The organism is Bradyrhizobium sp. WCU1, assembly GCF_053474805.1.
Genome location: NZ_CM130280.1, coordinates 7,401,625 through 7,418,143, shown reverse-complemented (window position 1 = coordinate 7,418,143; position 16,519 = coordinate 7,401,625). Strand labels below are relative to the sequence as shown.

The window sequence follows — 16,519 nt, the reverse complement described above, 5'->3', positions numbered from 1 at the left end:
TGCTCGACTAGCTCAAAGCGTGCTCTACAACCCACGTATCTAGGTCGGACGCTTGGCAGGCCATCGCGGTGTAGACTGCAATCTGCGCAGGCGAAGTGACGATACGGCACTTTTTCGCGAAGGCAATGGAAGCCGTGAAAAGCTCGACGCTGTCGTCGTAAGCTCCTCGTGGGAAGCCAGAGTTTAATTTGTCCGCGATGCGGGCGGCGCCAACATAGTATGCTCGTTTCATTATTATCCGAGTGGAAACAAAGGACTTCAACGCTTCCGCTTCATAGGGATAAAGCTCCTCAAACTCCTTCCAAGCACACGCCGGCACCCCAATGAGACCGCTTTGGAGATGGCTGAGAAGGACGGTCTTCAGGTTGCCCGACGCAGCAGCAATACCGTGCAGTCCATCGGTATCGGCGATGCACAAGTATTCCGCATCGCCTTCACTCATCATCAAGCTCCAGCGTGTGGAGCTGGTCAGGCGTGAGAGACTTAACGTAGTCGAAGTACTGCCTCTGATACTTCGGCTTTAAACCCGTTGAGCGATAAAGGTTTACCTCGCTAATGAGGCCTTGGCGAAGCAACGAGTCGAATGCGCGAGCGAAAGAGAAGCCGTACTTCGACAGCTTGATTTTTTCTTGTGGGGGCGGTTCGCCTCCCGGTGGTCCGCCGCGCTTCTCGAAGTAATCCGGGTTGCGGCCATGCACCAGCGCCTTCCATCGGTCGTAGCTACCGGCTGTGTAAATGCCGAGCTGCTCTAGTCTGAAGACGGTAGCCTCTTGGCTTATCTTCAATCGACGGGAGGCCCATTTGACGTCTTCGTCGTCAGGCTGAGTTGTGGTCGGCCCCTTCAGGAGTGCCTGAACATACAATTTGGGTACGAGGAAGCTTCCTGCGAAGCGATTGCATATCCGCTCGACTGAGTTCCTTGTGATGAACGGGTCGGAGATGCCGGTCGACCGCATGAGGACATGCGCAAGTTCGTGGATGAGAGTGAAAAGACGTCGCCCCTTCGTCTGCTTTCGGGTGTTGACCACGATCACTGGATGGCGAGGGTGCGAGAGACAAAAACCGCTACCATCCTGTTCAGGAAAGCTGTCGTGGAGGACAAAAATCCCGGCGTCTTCAATCTTCTTTCTGCAGACAAGATAGAACGCGTTTGCGTCCTTTGCGTCGAGCTGATCTTGAAGCGAAATGCTCAGTAGCTCGCGCGCCGCCAGAGCGAACGCGTCGACCTCGGCGTTGCCCTTTGCTGAGAACTGAGGCAGGTCAAGTTTCACCCAGAACTGTTCGAGAGCGCGCTGGACACCTTCAGCAAATTGAATGGATTGGACCGTTTCTTTCATCTTGGCCGCTGGCTTCGCGGTCGAGGAGCGAAAGTCAGGCAATACATCATGGAGCGCGGGTGCTTTCTCCATGAAGAAAGAGTAGGGCGGTACCCCAAGCTCCTTTGCAATGCGATTGAGGATGCCTTGTCCCGGCTCAGGTTCTCGGTCAAGCTCGCGAGAAAGTTCAGCGGGTGCAATTTGAAGGCGATCAGAGAGTTGCTCGGTACTAAGAAACCGAGTGCTCAAAATCTTTGAAAGAATATTTGGATTGTAAGCCACGAAAAGTCCTTGGGGAGTCGGACTTATGAAGTATGGGGATTTTTCTAGCGTCGTGCAACTAGGGGTAGGCCTCCATGTAGGGACTGTCGTTCTCCAGCTTTACGGGGACATCGGCCTTCAGCCTCTAAACCGCGCCTTGGCTAGACTGCGAAGCCTGTTCCTGGCTCCAGAGCACGAGCGTCCCCCAAAAGAGTTTGAGGATGAGCTTTTGGGTATTGAGGGCAGGTACGAAATCTTCAGAATTCGCCTGTCGAGGGAGTTCGAGAAGTACGTTCTAGGAAACTCGCTTGTTGCAGCTGCGCTGGCGATCATACTGACCGTCATTGCGTTCAAGGCCGATGACCCAATAACCGAGGGTTGGGAGATGGTCCCCATGTTGCTCGTTGGACTTTCGCTCCTGCCTGCACCGGTCAGCCTCGGGGTGCTTTGGTTCGACGCGGATCGCCAAGTAAAGCCGCTCCGACAAGAGGCGGATGCATTGGAAAGAAGGGCGCAGGGCGAGTTCCCAAAAGCGTAGTAAGCCACCGCATTCAGCCGCGCACCTCTGTCCACTTCAGGAACACGTTAAGGGCGCCCCTTGCCGAGGGTACAGTGAATTGGGTGACCAAGAAATTCTACTGTGAAATCAAGGGTAGGTAGCGTTCCTCACGCCCTCCGCTAGGGAGCGCCAGCCTCGTTGCATCTCAACGTGACGCTGTGCGTGTCCGGCGCCGATTGACCTTTCGCCCCCGATTGACGATTGCCGATGCTGCGACCGCGGTGAAGCAACGCAATCTGGTCATTTATGGCGGATGGTTCCGGCCATCTCACCGCCTCCACAGGCAAGCGGCGGGGCGGTGCTCGTCATGTCTCCCATCGGAGTCTAAGCCGCTGCCGTTCTCGACGAAGTACCAGGGGCTTGGTTCATCGCTCCCGGAGGTCGGGATTCGACCTCCTCAAAGGGTACCAATTCCCGATCCTTCAGGCTGCCAGCCGGCCGTGGCCGAGAGGGCGCGAGCATGGGCGAGCAAGGCTCTCGCCGTCGCGCCCTTCAGATCGTCGTCGAGGATACCGATCGGTCCCATCATCGTGATCGCCGCGATCATAAATCCGGTCTGATCGAAGATCGGTGCCGACAAAGATGTGAAGTTCGGCAGCAGCGCGTCGCGGCACCGGCTGATGCCGTCGTGCCGGATCGTTGCGACCATGTCTTCCACTTCGGCCTTGGTTGCCGGCGCGTCGTCGATCCTGGCGTGCCGTGAGCGCTCTTCCTTGAGCTCCTGGTCGAGCATCTGCTCCGTGATGGAGCGCGGCAGATGCGCGAGGAAGTTGCGGCCGAGCGCCGAGCGCAGCAGGCTGAGCACACTGCCGACGCGCAGTTCGATGATCGGCCGGCTGGCGCCGCCTTCGACGCGATAGATGATGGTGGGTCCGCGGTTGCCCCAGACGCCGAGAAAGACCGTGTGGCCGATGGTCGTCGCCAGTTCGGTCATCGCGGGGCGGGCGGCGGTGAAGACATCGAATTGCTCGATCGCGGCCATGCCGAGCTTCAGCGCGTAGGGTCCGAGCGCATAGCAGCCGGTGTCGGTTTCCTGCCGGACGATGCCTACGGCTTGAAAGCTTACGAGATAGTAGTGGGCATTGGCCGCCGACATTCCGGTGTTGGCGGCGATCATCTTGAGCGGAACCGGACGCAGCTCGGTGCGCAGATAATCAAGGATCCGGAAGCCGATTTCGATCGACTGGATGCCGCGCCGCCCGGTGCGTTCCGCCTTGGCCGCTCCTTCAGATTGGGACCTTGCTGCCGCAGGCAGCGGCTCAGGCTGCGGGGCTCCGCGCGTCCTTTTCACTGAAAGTCCTTGTGAATCATAGTGTTAATGGATTCGCTCCTGAGCCGCATTATTGGGCGCGTCCCGCCGGACATTCAAGCTTGCCATATTTGATAATATCATATCTATCTGACTAAATAAGAAATGTCGCTTCGAGGCTGCTGTCAGAGCGGGGGCTCGCGGGCCGTAAAACAGGGGAATGGCGATGGATGCAGTAACGGCGACGGCAGCAGTCGATCACGATCTGACGCGCAGCGAGGAGCGGCAGGTCGTCCTGGCCTCGACGCTGGGCACGGTGTTCGAGTGGTACGACTTCTTCATCTACGGCTCGCTGGCCGTGTTCATGAGCTCGGTGCTGTTCCCGCCGGACAATCCGACGGCTGCCGTGCTTGCGTCGCTCGGCGCGCTTGCCGCCGGATTCGTCATCCGCCCGATCGGCGCGGTGGTGTTCGGACGCATCGGCGACCTGGTGGGCCGCAAATATACGTTCCTCATCACCATCGTGATGATGGGCGGCAGCACGGCGCTGATCGGCTTCCTGCCGACCTATGCGACGGTGGGGCACGCGGCATGGATTGCGCTGGTGGTGCTGCGCCTGATCCAGGGTCTTGCGGTCGGCGGAGAGTATGGCGGGGCTGTCGTCTATGTCGCCGAGCATTCGCGTCCCAACCGGCGCGGGCTTCTGACCGGCTGGATTCAAATCACCTCGTCGATTGGTCTGGCGCTCTCGATCGCCGTCATCATCGGCACTCAGAGCCTCATGAGCGACGCCGACTTCAAGGCCTGGGGCTGGCGTGTTCCGTTTATCATCTCGATCGTGATGCTGGCGTTCTCGATCTATGTCCGCGCCAGGCTGCACGAGTCGCCGGTGTTCGCTCGTCTCAAGGCCGAGCGGCGCCTGTCCAAGAACCCGATCCGCGACACGTTCGGCCGCTGGTCGAGCCTGCGTCTCGTACTGATCGCGTTGTTCGGTGCAACCGCCGGCATGGGCTCGACCTACTTCACGGGGCAGTTCTACGTGATGATCTTCATGCAGCAGGTGGCGAAGATCGATCTGCAGACCTCATACATTTTGATGGCAGTTGGTCTCATCATCGGCGCGCCAGCCTTCATATTCTTCGGCTGGCTGTCCGACCGGATCGGCCGCAAGTGGCTGATGATAGCGGGCCTGTTGCTCTCGGCACTGTGCTATCGGCCGATGTTTGCCTCGCTTCTGGAAGCGGGCAATCCGCAACTCGTGGCCGCAACCCGGACTGCGCCCGTCAAGGTGCATGCGGACAGTTCCAGCGAAGCCTGCAGGTTCGGTCTTGCGGCCGCATTGCTGAGCACCCACAGCGATCACGGCAAGCCCTGCGTTCAGGCCAAGAAGCTGCTGATCTCGGGCGGTATCAACTTCAGCTACGCTGCGCCGATCGGCGGCCAGGCTGTGGCGATCACGGTGAAGGGGACGACGATTCCCGGCTACGACCCGGCAGCCTATCGCAAAGCTCTGGTGGACGTGGGGTACCCGGTTAAGGCCGATCCGGCCAAGGTATCGTCCGGTCACATCATCTTCCTGCTGGTGGTCATGACCATCATCGTGGCGATGATCTACGGGCCGGTCGCCTCGTTCCTGGTCGAGGTCTTCCCTGCGAACATCCGGTACACGGCGCTCTCGTTTCCGTACCACATCGGTGCGGGTATCTTCGGCGGTTTCCTGCCGTTCTTCGCGACCTACCTGTCGCTGGCGGTCGGCGATGTGTTCGCAGGACTTTGGTATCCGGTCGTCATCTGCGCCGCAGTCGCGGTGATCGGTTCGATCGTGCTGCCGAACCGGCCGAAGCTCGAGACCGATGACTAAACCCACGACACTATTCACGGGCAGCCCGAGAGCAGCCCGTGTTTCCTTGCATCGTCATATTCCGGATCGGCGTCATGACTTCCCGAAAAATCAGCAGCTACAAGGCGGCCGTCATTCAGGCGGGGGCATTTCCGAACGACACCCTCGCGTCAGCTCGGAAGGCCGCAAGCCTGATCGAGCAAGCGTGCAGGGCCGGCGCGCGGCTGACGGTTTTTCCCGAGGCCTTTCTCGGCGGCTATCCGAAAGGTAGTTCGTTCGGTGCGCCGGTCGGTCTGCGCAAGCAGGAAGGGCGCGAAGCCTTCCGGCTGTATTGGGACCAGGCGATTGATCTCGACGGTCCCGAGGTCGAGACGATTGCGGCGGCAACTGCGGCCACTGGGGTCTTCGCAGTCATCGGCTGCATCGAGCGCGAGCATGGCACGCTGTACTGCACCGTGCTGTTCTTCGATGGCGCGAACGGCCTGGTCGGCAAGCACCGCAAGCTGATGCCGACCGCCGGCGAGCGGCTGATCTGGGGCTTTGGCGATGGCTCCACCATGCCGGCTTTCAAGACCGCGCTGGGCATCATTGGCGCCGTGATCTGTTGGGAAAACTACATGCCGATGCTGCGCATGCACATGTACAGCCAGGGCGTCAGCATTTACTGCGCGCCCACGGCTGACGATCGTGACACCTGGTTGCCGACGATGCAGCACGTTGCGCTTGAGGGCCGCTGCTTTGTGCTGACCGCCTGCCAGTACCTCAAGCGCGGCGCATTTCCCGAGAACTACGAATGTGCGCTCAGCGACGATCCCGAGACCGTGCTGATGCGCGGCGGCAGCGCCATCATCGACCCGCTTGGCAAGGTGCTGGCGGGGCCGCACTTCGACGGCGAAACCATTCTCTACGCCGACGTCGATCTCGACGACGTAGCGCGCGGCAAATACGACTTCGATGCGACCGGTCATTATTCGCGCCCCGACGTATTCCAGCTCATCGTCGACGATCGGCCGAAGGCCGCGGTGTCGACGGTCAGCAGTGCGCAGACAAGGACTTGAGGCCAGGATGTTCTTCGATATGGGCCAGCTTGCTGCGGACATCCGCTACAAGATCCTTACTGCGACCGTTACCCCGCGACCGATCGCATGGGTGACGACACGGTCCGCTGACGGTGTCGTCAACGCGGCGCCGTTCAGTTTCTTCAACGTGCTGGGGCACGAGCCGCCGACGGTTGCGCTCGGTTTGCTTCGCCATCCCGAGAAGGGATTGAAGGACACCGCCGAGAACATCCTCGCGACCGGCGAGTTCGTCGCGCATCTGGTGCCGCGGGGCATGGCCGATGCCATGAATGCCACCTGTGTCGATGCGCCGCGCGAGGTCGATGAGCTCGCGCTCGCCGGCTTGCGGACGGTGCCCTCGCAGATGGTTTCGCCGCCACGCATCGCCGACAGCCCGGTGGCGTTCGAATGCCGCAGCCTCTCGACTCATGAGACGGGTCCGCGGCAGGTTGCCGTGATCGGCGAGGTCGTATGCGCCCACGTCTCGGACGAGTTCGTCCTCGATGCCGGCAAGGGCTACATCGACACGCTTGCCCTCGATCTCATCGCCCGCATGCATGGGAGCGGGTGGTATGCGCGTCCAACCAACCTGTTCCAGCTGGAGCGGCCGGCGCCGATCGGCCGAGGGGACCATGGTCGGCCCGGGCCGAAATGAGTTAGTCGGGGCGAAGGGCGTGTGCACAATTTCCGGATTATCAAATAATGCTCCTGCTTTGCCCGACGTGTCACGTCGCGTCGTCGAGTGCCGGCAGCCGGCGGCTCCTTTGCATGGGGTTGTTTTCGATATTTTGGCAGTGCGTGCGCGATGCCGTCAGCGCCAAATAGGAAATCCAGTAAACTCAATGCATTATCCCGCGCGACCAAGCCCTGCCGCGCCGCTGCGGGGATGTGCACAATCTCCGGGATCGCGACAGTCCGCTAATATCTCGTAACCCTTTGTAAAGCGACCGGCGATACCCGTGATCCCGGGGATGATGTGATGGCTCTAGGGTCCAAGAAGCGCGAAACGCGCAAATCGCTGCGTCAGTCCGGCTGGATCACGCTCGACGGCGGATTCGCCGCGCGGCCGTGCGTGGTCGAGGACATTTCCTCGTCGGGCGCAAAAATCACGGTCCAGGACAACAACTCGCTGCCGGCCAAGCTGCGGCTGGCGTTTTCGCGCGACGCCCGCACCGGGCGCGCCTGCGAGGTGGTCTGGCGCGAGGGCAAGACGTTCGGCGTCAAATTCGTGCGCTAGCCTCTTTTTGCTGCGCGCGATACAAGGGGCGGATGCGCAAGACCTGTTTTGCCGTCATCGCCGTCCTGCTCCCCGCCACCGCGTTCGCGCAAACCGGCGATCGCCGCAATTTCCAGACGCCACCCGATGCCGGCAAGATGTTGCCGTCAAAATCCGCGACGCGGAGCAATCCCTGCGCGTCGTACGGAGCGGGCTTCGTCAAGGTCGAAGGCACCGACACCTGCGTGAAGCTCGGCGGCGGCATCAGTGTCGGTGCGGGGATGTCCAGCGGACGTTGAAGCATGATCCGGAAAAGTGCGAAGCGGTTTTCCGAAAAGATCATGCTCTAACGCCTTGCCGCTCAGGACATCGGCGGTGCGACGATGCGCACGAAGGCCGGCCGCTGCGCGATCTCGCCGAACCAGCGTTCGAGATGGGGCAGCTTCGGCTTGGTGACACCCTCGACGCCGAACCAGCGCCGCGCGAAGGCGCCGAGCGCGATGTCGGCGATGGTGAACTGTTCGCCCTCGATGAAGCGACGGCTCGCCAGCTGCGCCTCGGCAACGCGCCACACCACGCCCCCGGCGTCGGCGTCCTTCTGGATCTGAACCATGTCGCGCTGCTCCGGCGGCGTGCGCACCAGCCCCCAGAACACCGGGCGGTCGACCGGCTGCAGCGTCGACAGTGTCCAGTCGAGCCAGCGGTCGACGGCAGCGCGCGCCTTCGGCGCCTGAGGATAGACCGGCGAGCTCTGGCCGTAGGCCATGCAGAGATAGCGCATCACCGAATTGGATTCCCACAGCACATAGTCGCCGTCGACCAGCGTCGGGATGCGGCCGTTCGGATTCATCCCGAGATAGTCGGGCTGATCGTTCTTGCCGAACTGCATGCCGGCGTCGATGCGCTGATAGGGCAGGTCGAGCTCGGCGAGACACCAGAGCACCTTCTGCACATTGACCGAATTGGCCCGGCCCCAGATCGTCAGTTGCGGCTTGCTGTCCATCACGCGATTCTTCCCGCTGTCGTGCTTTGCGGCGTTCTTAGCCGAAACGCCGTGGAAAAGCGCGGTGTGAATTGTATCGAGAGCAAAAAAGAAGGCCCCGCCGCATTGCGGCGGAGCCTCGTCGAATCGCACGCGTCAAAACGCAGTCAGTGACCGAACAGCAACCACAGCACGATGATCACCGGGATCGGCACACCCAACAGCCAAAGCAAAATTCCTTTTCCCATCTCGTTGCCTCCTCGGGTTCAATGCATGAGGAGGCAACTTCAACGGTTGCGAGGGGTTCCTAACGATCGCTCCGCGCCTGACCGACCGCGAAAGACGGACAGGAACTTGCGCGTGGGCGCGGCGTTTACTTTCGCGTCTTACCAGTGACCGGTGTTGGGCATCGAGGCCCACGGTTCGGCCGGCGGCTTCGGATCACCCTTCTGCAGGATCTCGATCGAGTGCAGGTCGGGCGAACGCACGAACGCCATGTTGCCGTCGCGCGGCGGGCGATTGATGGTGACGCCCATCTTCATCAGCTTCTCGCAGGTCGCGTAGATGTCGTCGACCTCGTAGGCGAGATGACCGAAATGGCGGTCCTCGCCGTATTTCTCCTCGTCCCAATTATAGGTCAGCTCGACCAGCGGCGCGCCGCGGCTCTGCGGCAGCGACTTGAGCAGATGGAGGTCTTCTTCCGCGCAGAGAAACACCAGCGTGAAGCGGCCCTTGTCATTGTCGATGCGGCGCACTTCCTTCAGCCCGAGCGCGTCCTGATAGAATTTCATTGCGACGTCGAGATTGCGGACGCGCAGCATGGTGTGCAGATAGCGCATTTTTTCCTCCTGGCAGATTCAGAGAGTCTTGCAGAGATGCTTGGCGGGATGGTCCGGGAGGGAAAATAGCAGCAAATCGCATCAAGGGGCAGCTCTAACCTGCGGATCTGCCCTGCGGGCGTTCGCGCTTTCCCGCCACTCATTCGCGATTGTGTGAAGGCCTTATCCCTAGGTCAGCGTCGGCCGGTGGGCCTTACCGAGCCTCGGCGCGCTGAGCGATGTTCCGGATCACGCAGGCGATGAACCAGATGACGAGAGCGAACAGCAGTCCGGCGTACAGGCCGAAGAAGGGGCGGTAGGTGTTGCCGCTCAGATATCGCGCGATCTCGGCGAACTGAAAGAATGCGATGCTGCCGAACCAGATCAGCCGCACCAACCATTTCCACATGATCGGCGCGAGATCGGCTGACCAGTGGTCTTCTGACATGCGCTGCCCCTGTTGCGACACCTTGCTAGCACTCAAGTGGTTGCCGCCCGATTGGCGCGGTAGCTAAAGCTTTATGCGCCGCCGGCATCGCCGCAAGCATATGCCGCAAGCGATACGAGAAAGCCCCGCCCGGGAAAATTCCGGAACGGGGCTTTCGTGGTCGAGCCTTGGAGGCACTCGCTTCTATCCCATCGAATGGCCACGACTGCCAATCAAGGACGCGCGAGGTTGGACATCCTCTAGAAAGCAAAAACCCCGCGAGCGGGCTCGCGGGGTCTGATGCCGACCGGCCTTGGGGTGATCATGCCGGCAACGGGACACCCAACGGTGCTCGTGGCGAAAGGTTCCGGCATCCGAAAATAGAAAGCCCCGCAGGCTGGATGCGGGGCTTTCCCAGTTGACGGACTGGGGATCTCTCAGGGCGTGAGCCGTCAACTGTTGGGGACCAAACTTAAGGTTGAATTTGTAAAATGCAACAGCGCCGCGTAGACGGAATATCCTCGTCCCACAGCGCTGCGCCAAACGCTGGGCCCTGAAATCCCCCAGCGCAATTGTGTCTTCGCACGGCGCGAAAGGTTCAAAGGAAAGACCGGGCGAGCGGACGTCGTTGCCCGCTTGCGACCTCACACCTTGATGTCGAGCATGGCCTCGACGGCGTCGCGGTCGGCCTTGTTCTTGGCCGCGAAGACGTCAAGCACATCGGCGCTGATGATACGCGGCTGCTCCTTCGCCGTCTGATCGACGACGAGCTGCACCCTGGCGTGTGTCACTTCGGCAGGTACGGGGTAAATGAGCATGGCTCGCTCCCTCCGGCGGTCGAACCTTGTCAGGGCTTTCTTAACGGATTCTTGACGTCCGGTTCCGCGCTTTCGGCCCGAATCGGCGGCCGGACGGTATCGGCGTGCTCGTGCGCCGCCCGGCTTGGCGTCATACTGCGGACTTTCGCGACCAGACGACGCGATCGGTGCGGAACGGGCCCTATTCGATCCATATCCATATGACCGACGGCGTGCGTGGCCGTGATAGCGGCATCCTGAACCTGCGGGACGGTCTTCTGATCGGCGGGGGGCCGTATTTCTGGTCAATCGGTCCCTACAGGGCCGGCGAGGGCACCTGGAAGGGACACCTCAGGACCAACCAGCATTCGACGTTTTCTGATCCGTTCACCCGGCTGCTGTTCGCCGGGCAGGAGGTGACGAGCGGCTTCTCCGGCACTTTCAGCGGCGACCGGGCAGAGGTGTTCGGGCCGGTGCCGGTTGGAATCCGCAGCCTGAGCTTCCAGGCGACCCCGAAGCACCTGGCGGACGTTTGATCGGGCTGGCTGTGGACGAGTGCGCAGCAAGAGCCGGGGTCCGTTGAGGAAACGGGCCCTGCGCCCCTGTGAATTTGCTGCGGACAAGCGTGGGATATGTTGTGGATTCCACGGCAGGCCGGCGCTGCAGGGCATATCGCCCGCGGCGCCGTATCGGACCACCGCTAACCCTACCGAGTTAGGTTAAGAGTGGCATGGCGTTGCCACCACCTGCGATTGCAGTTGAGATGGCTGCAGGTGACAGCCATGATGCCATCGTTCCATAGCGCTGATCGACCGACCCACCGGCGCGTGATGATGGTGGGCTTGCTCTTCTGTTCCGTCTTTGTGGTGATCAGCTTCTGGCTTAGGCCGCAGCCCGAGAGCGGCAAGGTGCTCGCGAAGGCGGACCGGCTCGTCCGGACGGCGGGAGAGGCGCGCAAGGCAAATTGAGGCTGCCAACGGAGAGGTCCGGCGGTCAGTCTGGCAGCTTCCCGTTCGGATGCTTGTGATACATCGCAATGCCGATGAAGCCGGCAAAGGCCATCACGTTCAGCAGCAGTTCCATCCACGCCGGCATCGATGCCAACCTCGCTCACATCAGAGCTAATCACTGAGGTTGTGTTTTTGTTCCGGCGCTAACCGATGGTAGCTTTGCGCTATCGCATGGCTGGGGTACCGGAACAGACTTTTGCAGCAACCATCCCCGTCCGGCCGCGTTGGTGCACATCACCACGTGAGGAGGTTGCGCATGAAAAAGACATTGGCAGTTCTGGCGACCGTTGCGACGGTTGGCGCAACGATGGTCACCGCGCCGGCGCAGGCGCGCGGCATCGGTCCCGGCCTGGCTTTCGGTCTGGCCGCCGGTGCACTCGCGGCAGGCGCGGCCGGCGCGTACTACGGCCCACGCTATTATGGGCCCGGCTACGGTTATTACGGCCCGCGTTACGGTTACTACGACGACGGTTACGCCTACTATCGCCCGTATTACCGGCACCACTACTATCGCCATTATTGGTAACGGCGGCGAGCCCGGAGCACATCGCTCCGGGCTTTCTCAATTGCGCGTCACGACGTGATCGCGGGCGAACGATCGTATCGTCGCGGTGGTCGGCGCGGCATCAGGCGCTCCTGCGCTGAAATCCACTCCAGACATTGCCGAGCGTGTTGTCGTAATACTCCTGGCGGTCGCGCTCGAACCTCTGCTGCGTCGCCCTGAAGCTGGCAACGCGTGCGACGATCTCCTCGCGCTCGCGCGCGGCACTGTCTTCCCGATCGGTCATTGCCCATCCTCGTCGTATTGGTCCTATCCCACGCGCATTGGCATCATTGAATTGGGCGTCAATGCGGAGCAGGCAGTGCAGGAATGTGATGATGCTGGGGCGGAAGCGACCGCGCCGGTGCCATCGCCCTCGAGCTCGCAATCGGTCAAGCCGTGCTATAATCGCGGCCGCCAACCGGAATATTTCCAGTGATCGCAAAAGACTCGATTGCAAAAGACTTGCGCAGCGGCGTCGAGCGGCTTGGCGACATGATCGCCGAGGCATCGTCGATCGTCCCCTTCACCGGTGCGGGTATCTCCACCGAGTGCGGCATTCCAGACTTCCGCTCGCCCGGCGGGCTGTGGACGCGCAACCGGCCGATCCCGTTCGACGAGTTCGTCGCCAGTCAGGAGGCGCGCGACGAGTCATGGCGGCGCCGCTTTGCGATGGAGCCGACATTTGCGGCAGCCAAGCCCGGGCGCGGGCATCGTGCGCTCGCCTCGCTGTACCGGGCAGGCAAGATTCCCGGCATCATCACCCAGAACATCGACAATCTGCACCAGGCGTCGGGCTTCAAGGCCGATGACGTCATCGAGCTGCACGGCAACACCACCTACGCCCGCTGCATCGGTTGCGGCAAAGCCTACGAGCTCTCGTGGGTGAAACTGCACTTCGACAAGACTGGCGCTGCACCCGACTGCTCCGAGTGCGGCGATCCGGTGAAGACCGCGACGATCTCGTTCGGACAGTCGATGCCGGAGGATGCGATGCGCCGCGCGGCGGAACTCGCCAGGGATTGCGACCTGTTGCTGGCGATCGGGTCGTCGCTGGTGGTGTGGCCCGCCGCGGGTTTTCCGATGATGGCCAAGGAGAGCGGCGCTCGGCTCGTGATCATCAACAACGAGCCGACCGATCAGGACGACATCGCCGACCTGGTGATCCGCCACGACATCGGCGACACGCTTGGTCCTTTCGTAGGCAATTGATGCCCGATTGATTCGCGGCTGTGCAAGCCTGTTCATAGTTCCCGATAGAATCGTTTTTTAGCTATGCCCCGCAAGCGGGAGTGTTATCTTTTGGTTGAGAGATTCGCGCAGCGTCCAAACGAGTTGGTGATGGAGAGCAGCGTGTACAGGGTGCGCCGCAATGTCGGCGCTCCGCATTTGATGTGTGGGGTCCGGGGTCATGGGGTCGGACGGATTTGAGTCCAAGAAGCTCGGCGGACCGCCGATCGGCGGAGTTGGGCAAAGCAGGATTGGACAGGGCGAGTTCGGCAGCGCGCCGCGCGATCCGGCGATGGATGCCTTCTCCGGTCTCGGCGATGTGGCGGCCAACCTCGTCGAAGTCTCCGGCGTCATCAAATGGTTCGACGCTTCGAAGGGATACGGCTTCATCGTCCCTGACAATGGCTGGCCGGACATCCTGCTGCATGTGACGGTGCTCCGGCGCGACGGCCATCAGACCGCCTACGAGGGCGCGCGCCTCGTCGTCGAATGCGTGCAGCGTGCGAAGGGCTATCAGGCCTTCCGCATCGTCTCGATGGACGAGTCGACCGCGATTCATCCGGCGCAGATGCTGCCGCCGCGGACCCACGTCACGGTGACCGCGACCAGCGGGCTCGAGCGCGCGCAGGTCAAGTGGTTCAACCGGCTGCGCGGCTTCGGCTTCGTGACCTGCGGCGAGGGCACGCCGGACATCTTCGTGCACATGGAAACGCTGCGCCGCTTCGGCATGACCGAGCTGCGTCCCGGCCAGTATGTGCTGGTGCGGTTCGGGCCCGGCTCCAAGGGCATGATGGCCGCCGAGATCCATCCGGAGACCGGCCCGTCGGCGCTGTCGTCGCACTGAGCATGATCCGGACCCGGAGGGCCGCGTTAGCGCAAAGTGCGAAGCGGTTTTCCGAACAGATCATGCTCAAACAAGACCTCCGGTTGTCGTCCTGACGGAAACGTGAGGCGCCGGCGAGCCTCCAGGGCTCTGGCATTTGCCGCAATCATCGGGTTAGGGTCCGCCGGAAAAATCTTCCCCGGTGTGAGTATTTGTCGATGAATTTCGATCGCATGGTTGGGCGGCTTCGCCCGTGGCTGGTGGCCTCCCTCGTCATGATGTTCGGCGCGCTGGCGCCGGCCGCGCAGGCTGCCAGCGTCCAGCCGCTCGAAATCGTCACCAAATCAGGGGTGCACGTCTTCTCCGTCGAAATGGCGACCACCGAGCAGGAGAAGGAGACCGGCCTGATGTACCGGAAGGAACTCGCGGACGGCAAAGGCATGCTGTTCGACTTCACTCCGGAACAGGAAGTGTCGATGTGGATGAAGAACACCTACATCTCGCTCGACATGATCTTCATCCGGGCCGACGGGCGCATCCTGCGGATCGCCGAGAATACCGAGCCGATGTCGACCAAGATCATTTCGTCGCGCGGGCTCGCCAGGGGCGTCCTCGAGGTGATTGCCGGCACGGCACAGAAATACGGCATCCAGCCCGGCGACCGGGTCGGCCATCCGCTGTTTGCCGGCCACTAAAGCGTTTTCAAGCGAGGTGGATACCGGTTCGCGTGAAGAAAACGCGTCAAAACAAGAATCCAGAGCCCCGTTCCGATTCAATCGGAACGGAATAGGCTCAAGGTTCTTCGAGGCGATTCCGGCGCAGAAATGGCTGCCAATTTCGCCGCGGGAAGCCCGGCACCGGTGCCTTGCTGGCGCTGGCTGAAGCGTGTATCCACGGGGCTTCTCGGAAATGTCGGGGTATAGCGCAGCCTGGTAGCGCGGCAGTTTTGGGTACTGCAGGTCGTTGGTTCGAATCCAGCTGCCCCGACCATCCCATCCCATCGCATAGCTTCGTCGAGAGAACCAACCGGGCGGGCCGTAGCCCGGTCGCGCGGAACTGCAACAAACTTCGATCGAGATCGTCTTGCCTGACGCAACAACGCCGCCTGGACGGAATATGTTCGTCCAGACGGCGCCGTCGAATACTGGGCCCTGAAATCCCCAGTGCCCATGGGTCGCCCCGGCGGCAAATAGGTTCAACATTGCGCCGCCTTGCCGCAGCCCAGCCCTGACGTCGTCAGCCGCGATCCCGAGCGGATGTGGCTTGCCGATCACGCGCGCGGGCTGGCAGGTTAGTCCCGCCTGACAAGACCAATCCGTGAGGAGGCACCATGGCGCGCAGACTGATCGATATCTCCGTTCCCCTGCAGAACGACGTTCCGGCCGATCCGCCCGGCAACCACCCGACCATCCAGTACATCGACCATCAGCAGGGGCTGCCGCGCATGCTGCAGTTCTTCGATGGATTGAAGGCTTCGGATCTGCCGGACGGACAGGGCTGGGCCGTCGAGCAGGTCTCGCTCTCGACGCACAACGGCACGCATCTCGATGCGCCCTGGCATTTCCATCCGACCATGAACCGCGGCGAGCGATCATGGACCATCGACGAGGTGCCGCTGGAATGGTGCTTCCAACCAGGGGTGAAGCTCGACTTCCGGCATCTGCCTGACGGCTATGTTGCGACCGCCGGCGACGTCGAGGCCGAGCTGAAGCGTATCGGCCATTCGCTGTCACCGCTCGAGATCGTCGTCGTCAACACCAGCGCCGGCGCGAAGTATGGTCAGCCTGACTACGTCAATTCGGGCTGCGGCATGGGCTATGAGGCGACGATGTATCTGCTCGAGCGCGGCGTGCGGCTGACCGGCATCGACGGCTGGAGCTGGGATGCGCCGTTCGTTTTCACCGCGAAGAAATATGCCGAGACCAGAGACGCCAGTCTGATCTGGGAAGGCCACAAGGCCGGGCGGCACATCGGCTACTGCCACATCGAGAAGCTGCACAATCTCGAGCAGCTGCCGTCGACCGGGTTCATGGTGTCTTGCTTCCCGGTGAAGATTGAGCGTGCCTCGGCGGGGTGGACGAGGGCAGTTGCCATCCTCGACGATTAGAGCGTGACCGCAGCGGTTTTTCGACGGGCGATGGAACCGGTGGAAAGGCGTTCATTCCGGTGGGTTGTTGCGGCACGGCTACAGCCTGAGGCAGCAGAATCTGCTTTCATGCACGCAGTAGATGCACTTGGGTGATCGGGCCGACGGCTCGGCCTCGCGTCCGATTTCTGAAGGTTCTCTCCCGTGACTGGAGCCCCGGCGTCTCCCGGGGCTCTTTCTTGCGTGCCGCGGGTTGCTGCGTGTCAGGTCCTTGCGTGGCGCAGGTCCGTGCGCGGCCCAAAAGAC

Annotated in this window: 21 protein-coding genes and 1 tRNA gene; 13 read left to right on the top strand and 9 right to left on the bottom strand. The window is 61.7% G+C overall.

Annotation, left to right across the window (positions count from 1 at the left end; genetic code table 11):
• Positions 1–7: 7 nt before the first annotated feature.
• Complete coding sequence (locus tag ACTUWL_RS34800; RefSeq protein WP_021081167.1) at positions 8–442, bottom strand: hypothetical protein; 435 nt, start codon at positions 440–442, stop codon at positions 8–10.
• Positions 435–1,598, bottom strand: a complete 1,164-nt coding sequence (locus ACTUWL_RS34795; protein ID WP_146160310.1) for an ImmA/IrrE family metallo-endopeptidase — start codon at positions 1,596–1,598, stop codon at positions 435–437. Before ACTUWL_RS34795 ends, ACTUWL_RS34800 begins: the two co-directional genes overlap by 8 nt.
• A gap of 25 nt (positions 1,599–1,623) precedes the next feature.
• Here ACTUWL_RS34795 and ACTUWL_RS34790 point away from each other — a divergent pair, with 25 nt between their 5' ends.
• Positions 1,624–2,115, top strand: a complete 492-nt coding sequence (locus ACTUWL_RS34790) for a hypothetical protein (protein ID WP_021081169.1) — start codon at positions 1,624–1,626, stop codon at positions 2,113–2,115.
• Positions 2,116–2,533: 418 nt separating this feature from the next.
• Here ACTUWL_RS34790 and ACTUWL_RS34785 read toward each other — a convergent pair whose 3' ends face one another.
• The gene (locus tag ACTUWL_RS34785; protein WP_021081170.1) at positions 2,534–3,427 is read right to left on the bottom strand and encodes an IclR family transcriptional regulator; all 894 of its coding nucleotides are present in this window, start codon (positions 3,425–3,427) and stop codon (positions 2,534–2,536) included.
• 184 nt (positions 3,428–3,611) lie between these two features.
• Here ACTUWL_RS34785 and ACTUWL_RS34780 point away from each other — a divergent pair, with 184 nt between their 5' ends.
• From ACTUWL_RS34780 to ACTUWL_RS34765, 4 genes are all read left to right on the top strand, one after another.
• Entirely contained in the window at positions 3,612–5,246 is a 1,635-nt protein-coding gene (locus tag ACTUWL_RS34780) for an MFS transporter (RefSeq protein WP_021081171.1), read from the top strand.
• 74 nt (positions 5,247–5,320) lie between these two features.
• The gene (locus ACTUWL_RS34775) at positions 5,321–6,283 is read left to right on the top strand and encodes a carbon-nitrogen hydrolase family protein (RefSeq protein ID WP_021081172.1); all 963 of its coding nucleotides are present in this window, start codon (positions 5,321–5,323) and stop codon (positions 6,281–6,283) included.
• 7 nt (positions 6,284–6,290) lie between these two features.
• On the top strand, positions 6,291–6,938 hold the full coding sequence (locus ACTUWL_RS34770; protein ID WP_021081173.1) for a flavin reductase family protein: 648 nt from the start codon (positions 6,291–6,293) through the stop codon (positions 6,936–6,938).
• Between the two features lie 324 nt (positions 6,939–7,262).
• Positions 7,263–7,520 (top strand): PilZ domain-containing protein, encoded by a 258-nt coding sequence (locus tag ACTUWL_RS34765; RefSeq protein WP_021081174.1) that lies wholly within the window; start codon positions 7,263–7,265, stop codon positions 7,518–7,520.
• On the opposite strand, the gene ACTUWL_RS34760 is transcribed toward ACTUWL_RS34765, so the two are convergent.
• From ACTUWL_RS34760 to ACTUWL_RS34740, 5 genes are all read right to left on the bottom strand, one after another.
• Complete coding sequence (locus ACTUWL_RS34760) at positions 7,504–7,842, bottom strand: hypothetical protein (RefSeq protein ID WP_158267735.1); 339 nt, start codon at positions 7,840–7,842, stop codon at positions 7,504–7,506. The two genes, ACTUWL_RS34765 and ACTUWL_RS34760, sit on opposite strands and share 17 nt — an antisense overlap.
• Positions 7,843–7,860: 18 nt before the next feature.
• Positions 7,861–8,502 (bottom strand): glutathione S-transferase family protein, encoded by a 642-nt coding sequence (locus ACTUWL_RS34755; RefSeq protein ID WP_021081176.1) that lies wholly within the window; start codon positions 8,500–8,502, stop codon positions 7,861–7,863.
• 365 nt (positions 8,503–8,867) lie between these two features.
• Positions 8,868–9,320 (bottom strand): VOC family protein, encoded by a 453-nt coding sequence (locus ACTUWL_RS34750; protein ID WP_021081177.1) that lies wholly within the window; start codon positions 9,318–9,320, stop codon positions 8,868–8,870.
• Between the two features lie 193 nt (positions 9,321–9,513).
• A complete protein-coding gene (locus ACTUWL_RS34745; protein ID WP_021081178.1) occupies positions 9,514–9,747 on the bottom strand; it encodes a hypothetical protein in 234 nt (77 codons plus the stop codon).
• A gap of 623 nt (positions 9,748–10,370) precedes the next feature.
• Entirely contained in the window at positions 10,371–10,544 is a 174-nt protein-coding gene (locus ACTUWL_RS34740) for a hypothetical protein (RefSeq protein ID WP_021081179.1), read from the bottom strand.
• Between the two features lie 200 nt (positions 10,545–10,744).
• Here ACTUWL_RS34740 and ACTUWL_RS34735 point away from each other — a divergent pair, with 200 nt between their 5' ends.
• The 3 genes from ACTUWL_RS34735 to ACTUWL_RS34725 all read left to right on the top strand — a co-directional run bounded on the left by ACTUWL_RS34735 (position 10,745) and on the right by ACTUWL_RS34725 (position 12,059).
• Positions 10,745–11,059 (top strand): hypothetical protein, encoded by a 315-nt coding sequence (locus ACTUWL_RS34735; protein ID WP_210256442.1) that lies wholly within the window; start codon positions 10,745–10,747, stop codon positions 11,057–11,059.
• A gap of 246 nt (positions 11,060–11,305) precedes the next feature.
• A complete protein-coding gene (locus ACTUWL_RS34730; RefSeq protein ID WP_021081181.1) occupies positions 11,306–11,491 on the top strand; it encodes a hypothetical protein in 186 nt (61 codons plus the stop codon).
• A 298-nt stretch (positions 11,492–11,789) separates the two neighbouring features.
• Positions 11,790–12,059, top strand: coding sequence for a hypothetical protein (locus tag ACTUWL_RS34725; protein WP_021081183.1), 270 nt, complete (start codon positions 11,790–11,792; stop codon positions 12,057–12,059).
• A gap of 100 nt (positions 12,060–12,159) precedes the next feature.
• Here the strand turns inward: ACTUWL_RS34725 and ACTUWL_RS34720 are convergent, their stop codons facing one another.
• Positions 12,160–12,321 (bottom strand): hypothetical protein, encoded by a 162-nt coding sequence (locus ACTUWL_RS34720; protein WP_021081184.1) that lies wholly within the window; start codon positions 12,319–12,321, stop codon positions 12,160–12,162.
• A gap of 248 nt (positions 12,322–12,569) precedes the next feature.
• Here ACTUWL_RS34720 and ACTUWL_RS34715 point away from each other — a divergent pair, with 248 nt between their 5' ends.
• The 5 genes from ACTUWL_RS34715 (at position 12,570) to ACTUWL_RS34695 (ending at position 16,234) form a co-directional block, all read left to right on the top strand.
• Positions 12,570–13,286, top strand: a complete 717-nt coding sequence (locus ACTUWL_RS34715) for an SIR2 family NAD-dependent protein deacylase (protein WP_106939967.1) — start codon at positions 12,570–12,572, stop codon at positions 13,284–13,286.
• A gap of 199 nt (positions 13,287–13,485) precedes the next feature.
• A complete protein-coding gene (locus ACTUWL_RS34710) occupies positions 13,486–14,148 on the top strand; it encodes a cold-shock protein (RefSeq protein ID WP_021081186.1) in 663 nt (220 codons plus the stop codon).
• Positions 14,149–14,345: 197 nt separating this feature from the next.
• Positions 14,346–14,822: a DUF192 domain-containing protein gene (locus ACTUWL_RS34705; RefSeq protein WP_021081187.1), complete on the top strand. Its 477-nt coding sequence runs from the start codon at positions 14,346–14,348 to the stop codon at positions 14,820–14,822.
• Positions 14,823–15,040: 218 nt separating this feature from the next.
• A tRNA-Pro gene (locus tag ACTUWL_RS34700) sits at positions 15,041–15,117 on the top strand.
• 340 nt (positions 15,118–15,457) lie between these two features.
• Entirely contained in the window at positions 15,458–16,234 is a 777-nt protein-coding gene (locus ACTUWL_RS34695; protein WP_021081188.1) for a cyclase family protein, read from the top strand.
• Positions 16,235–16,519 lie beyond the last annotated feature (285 nt).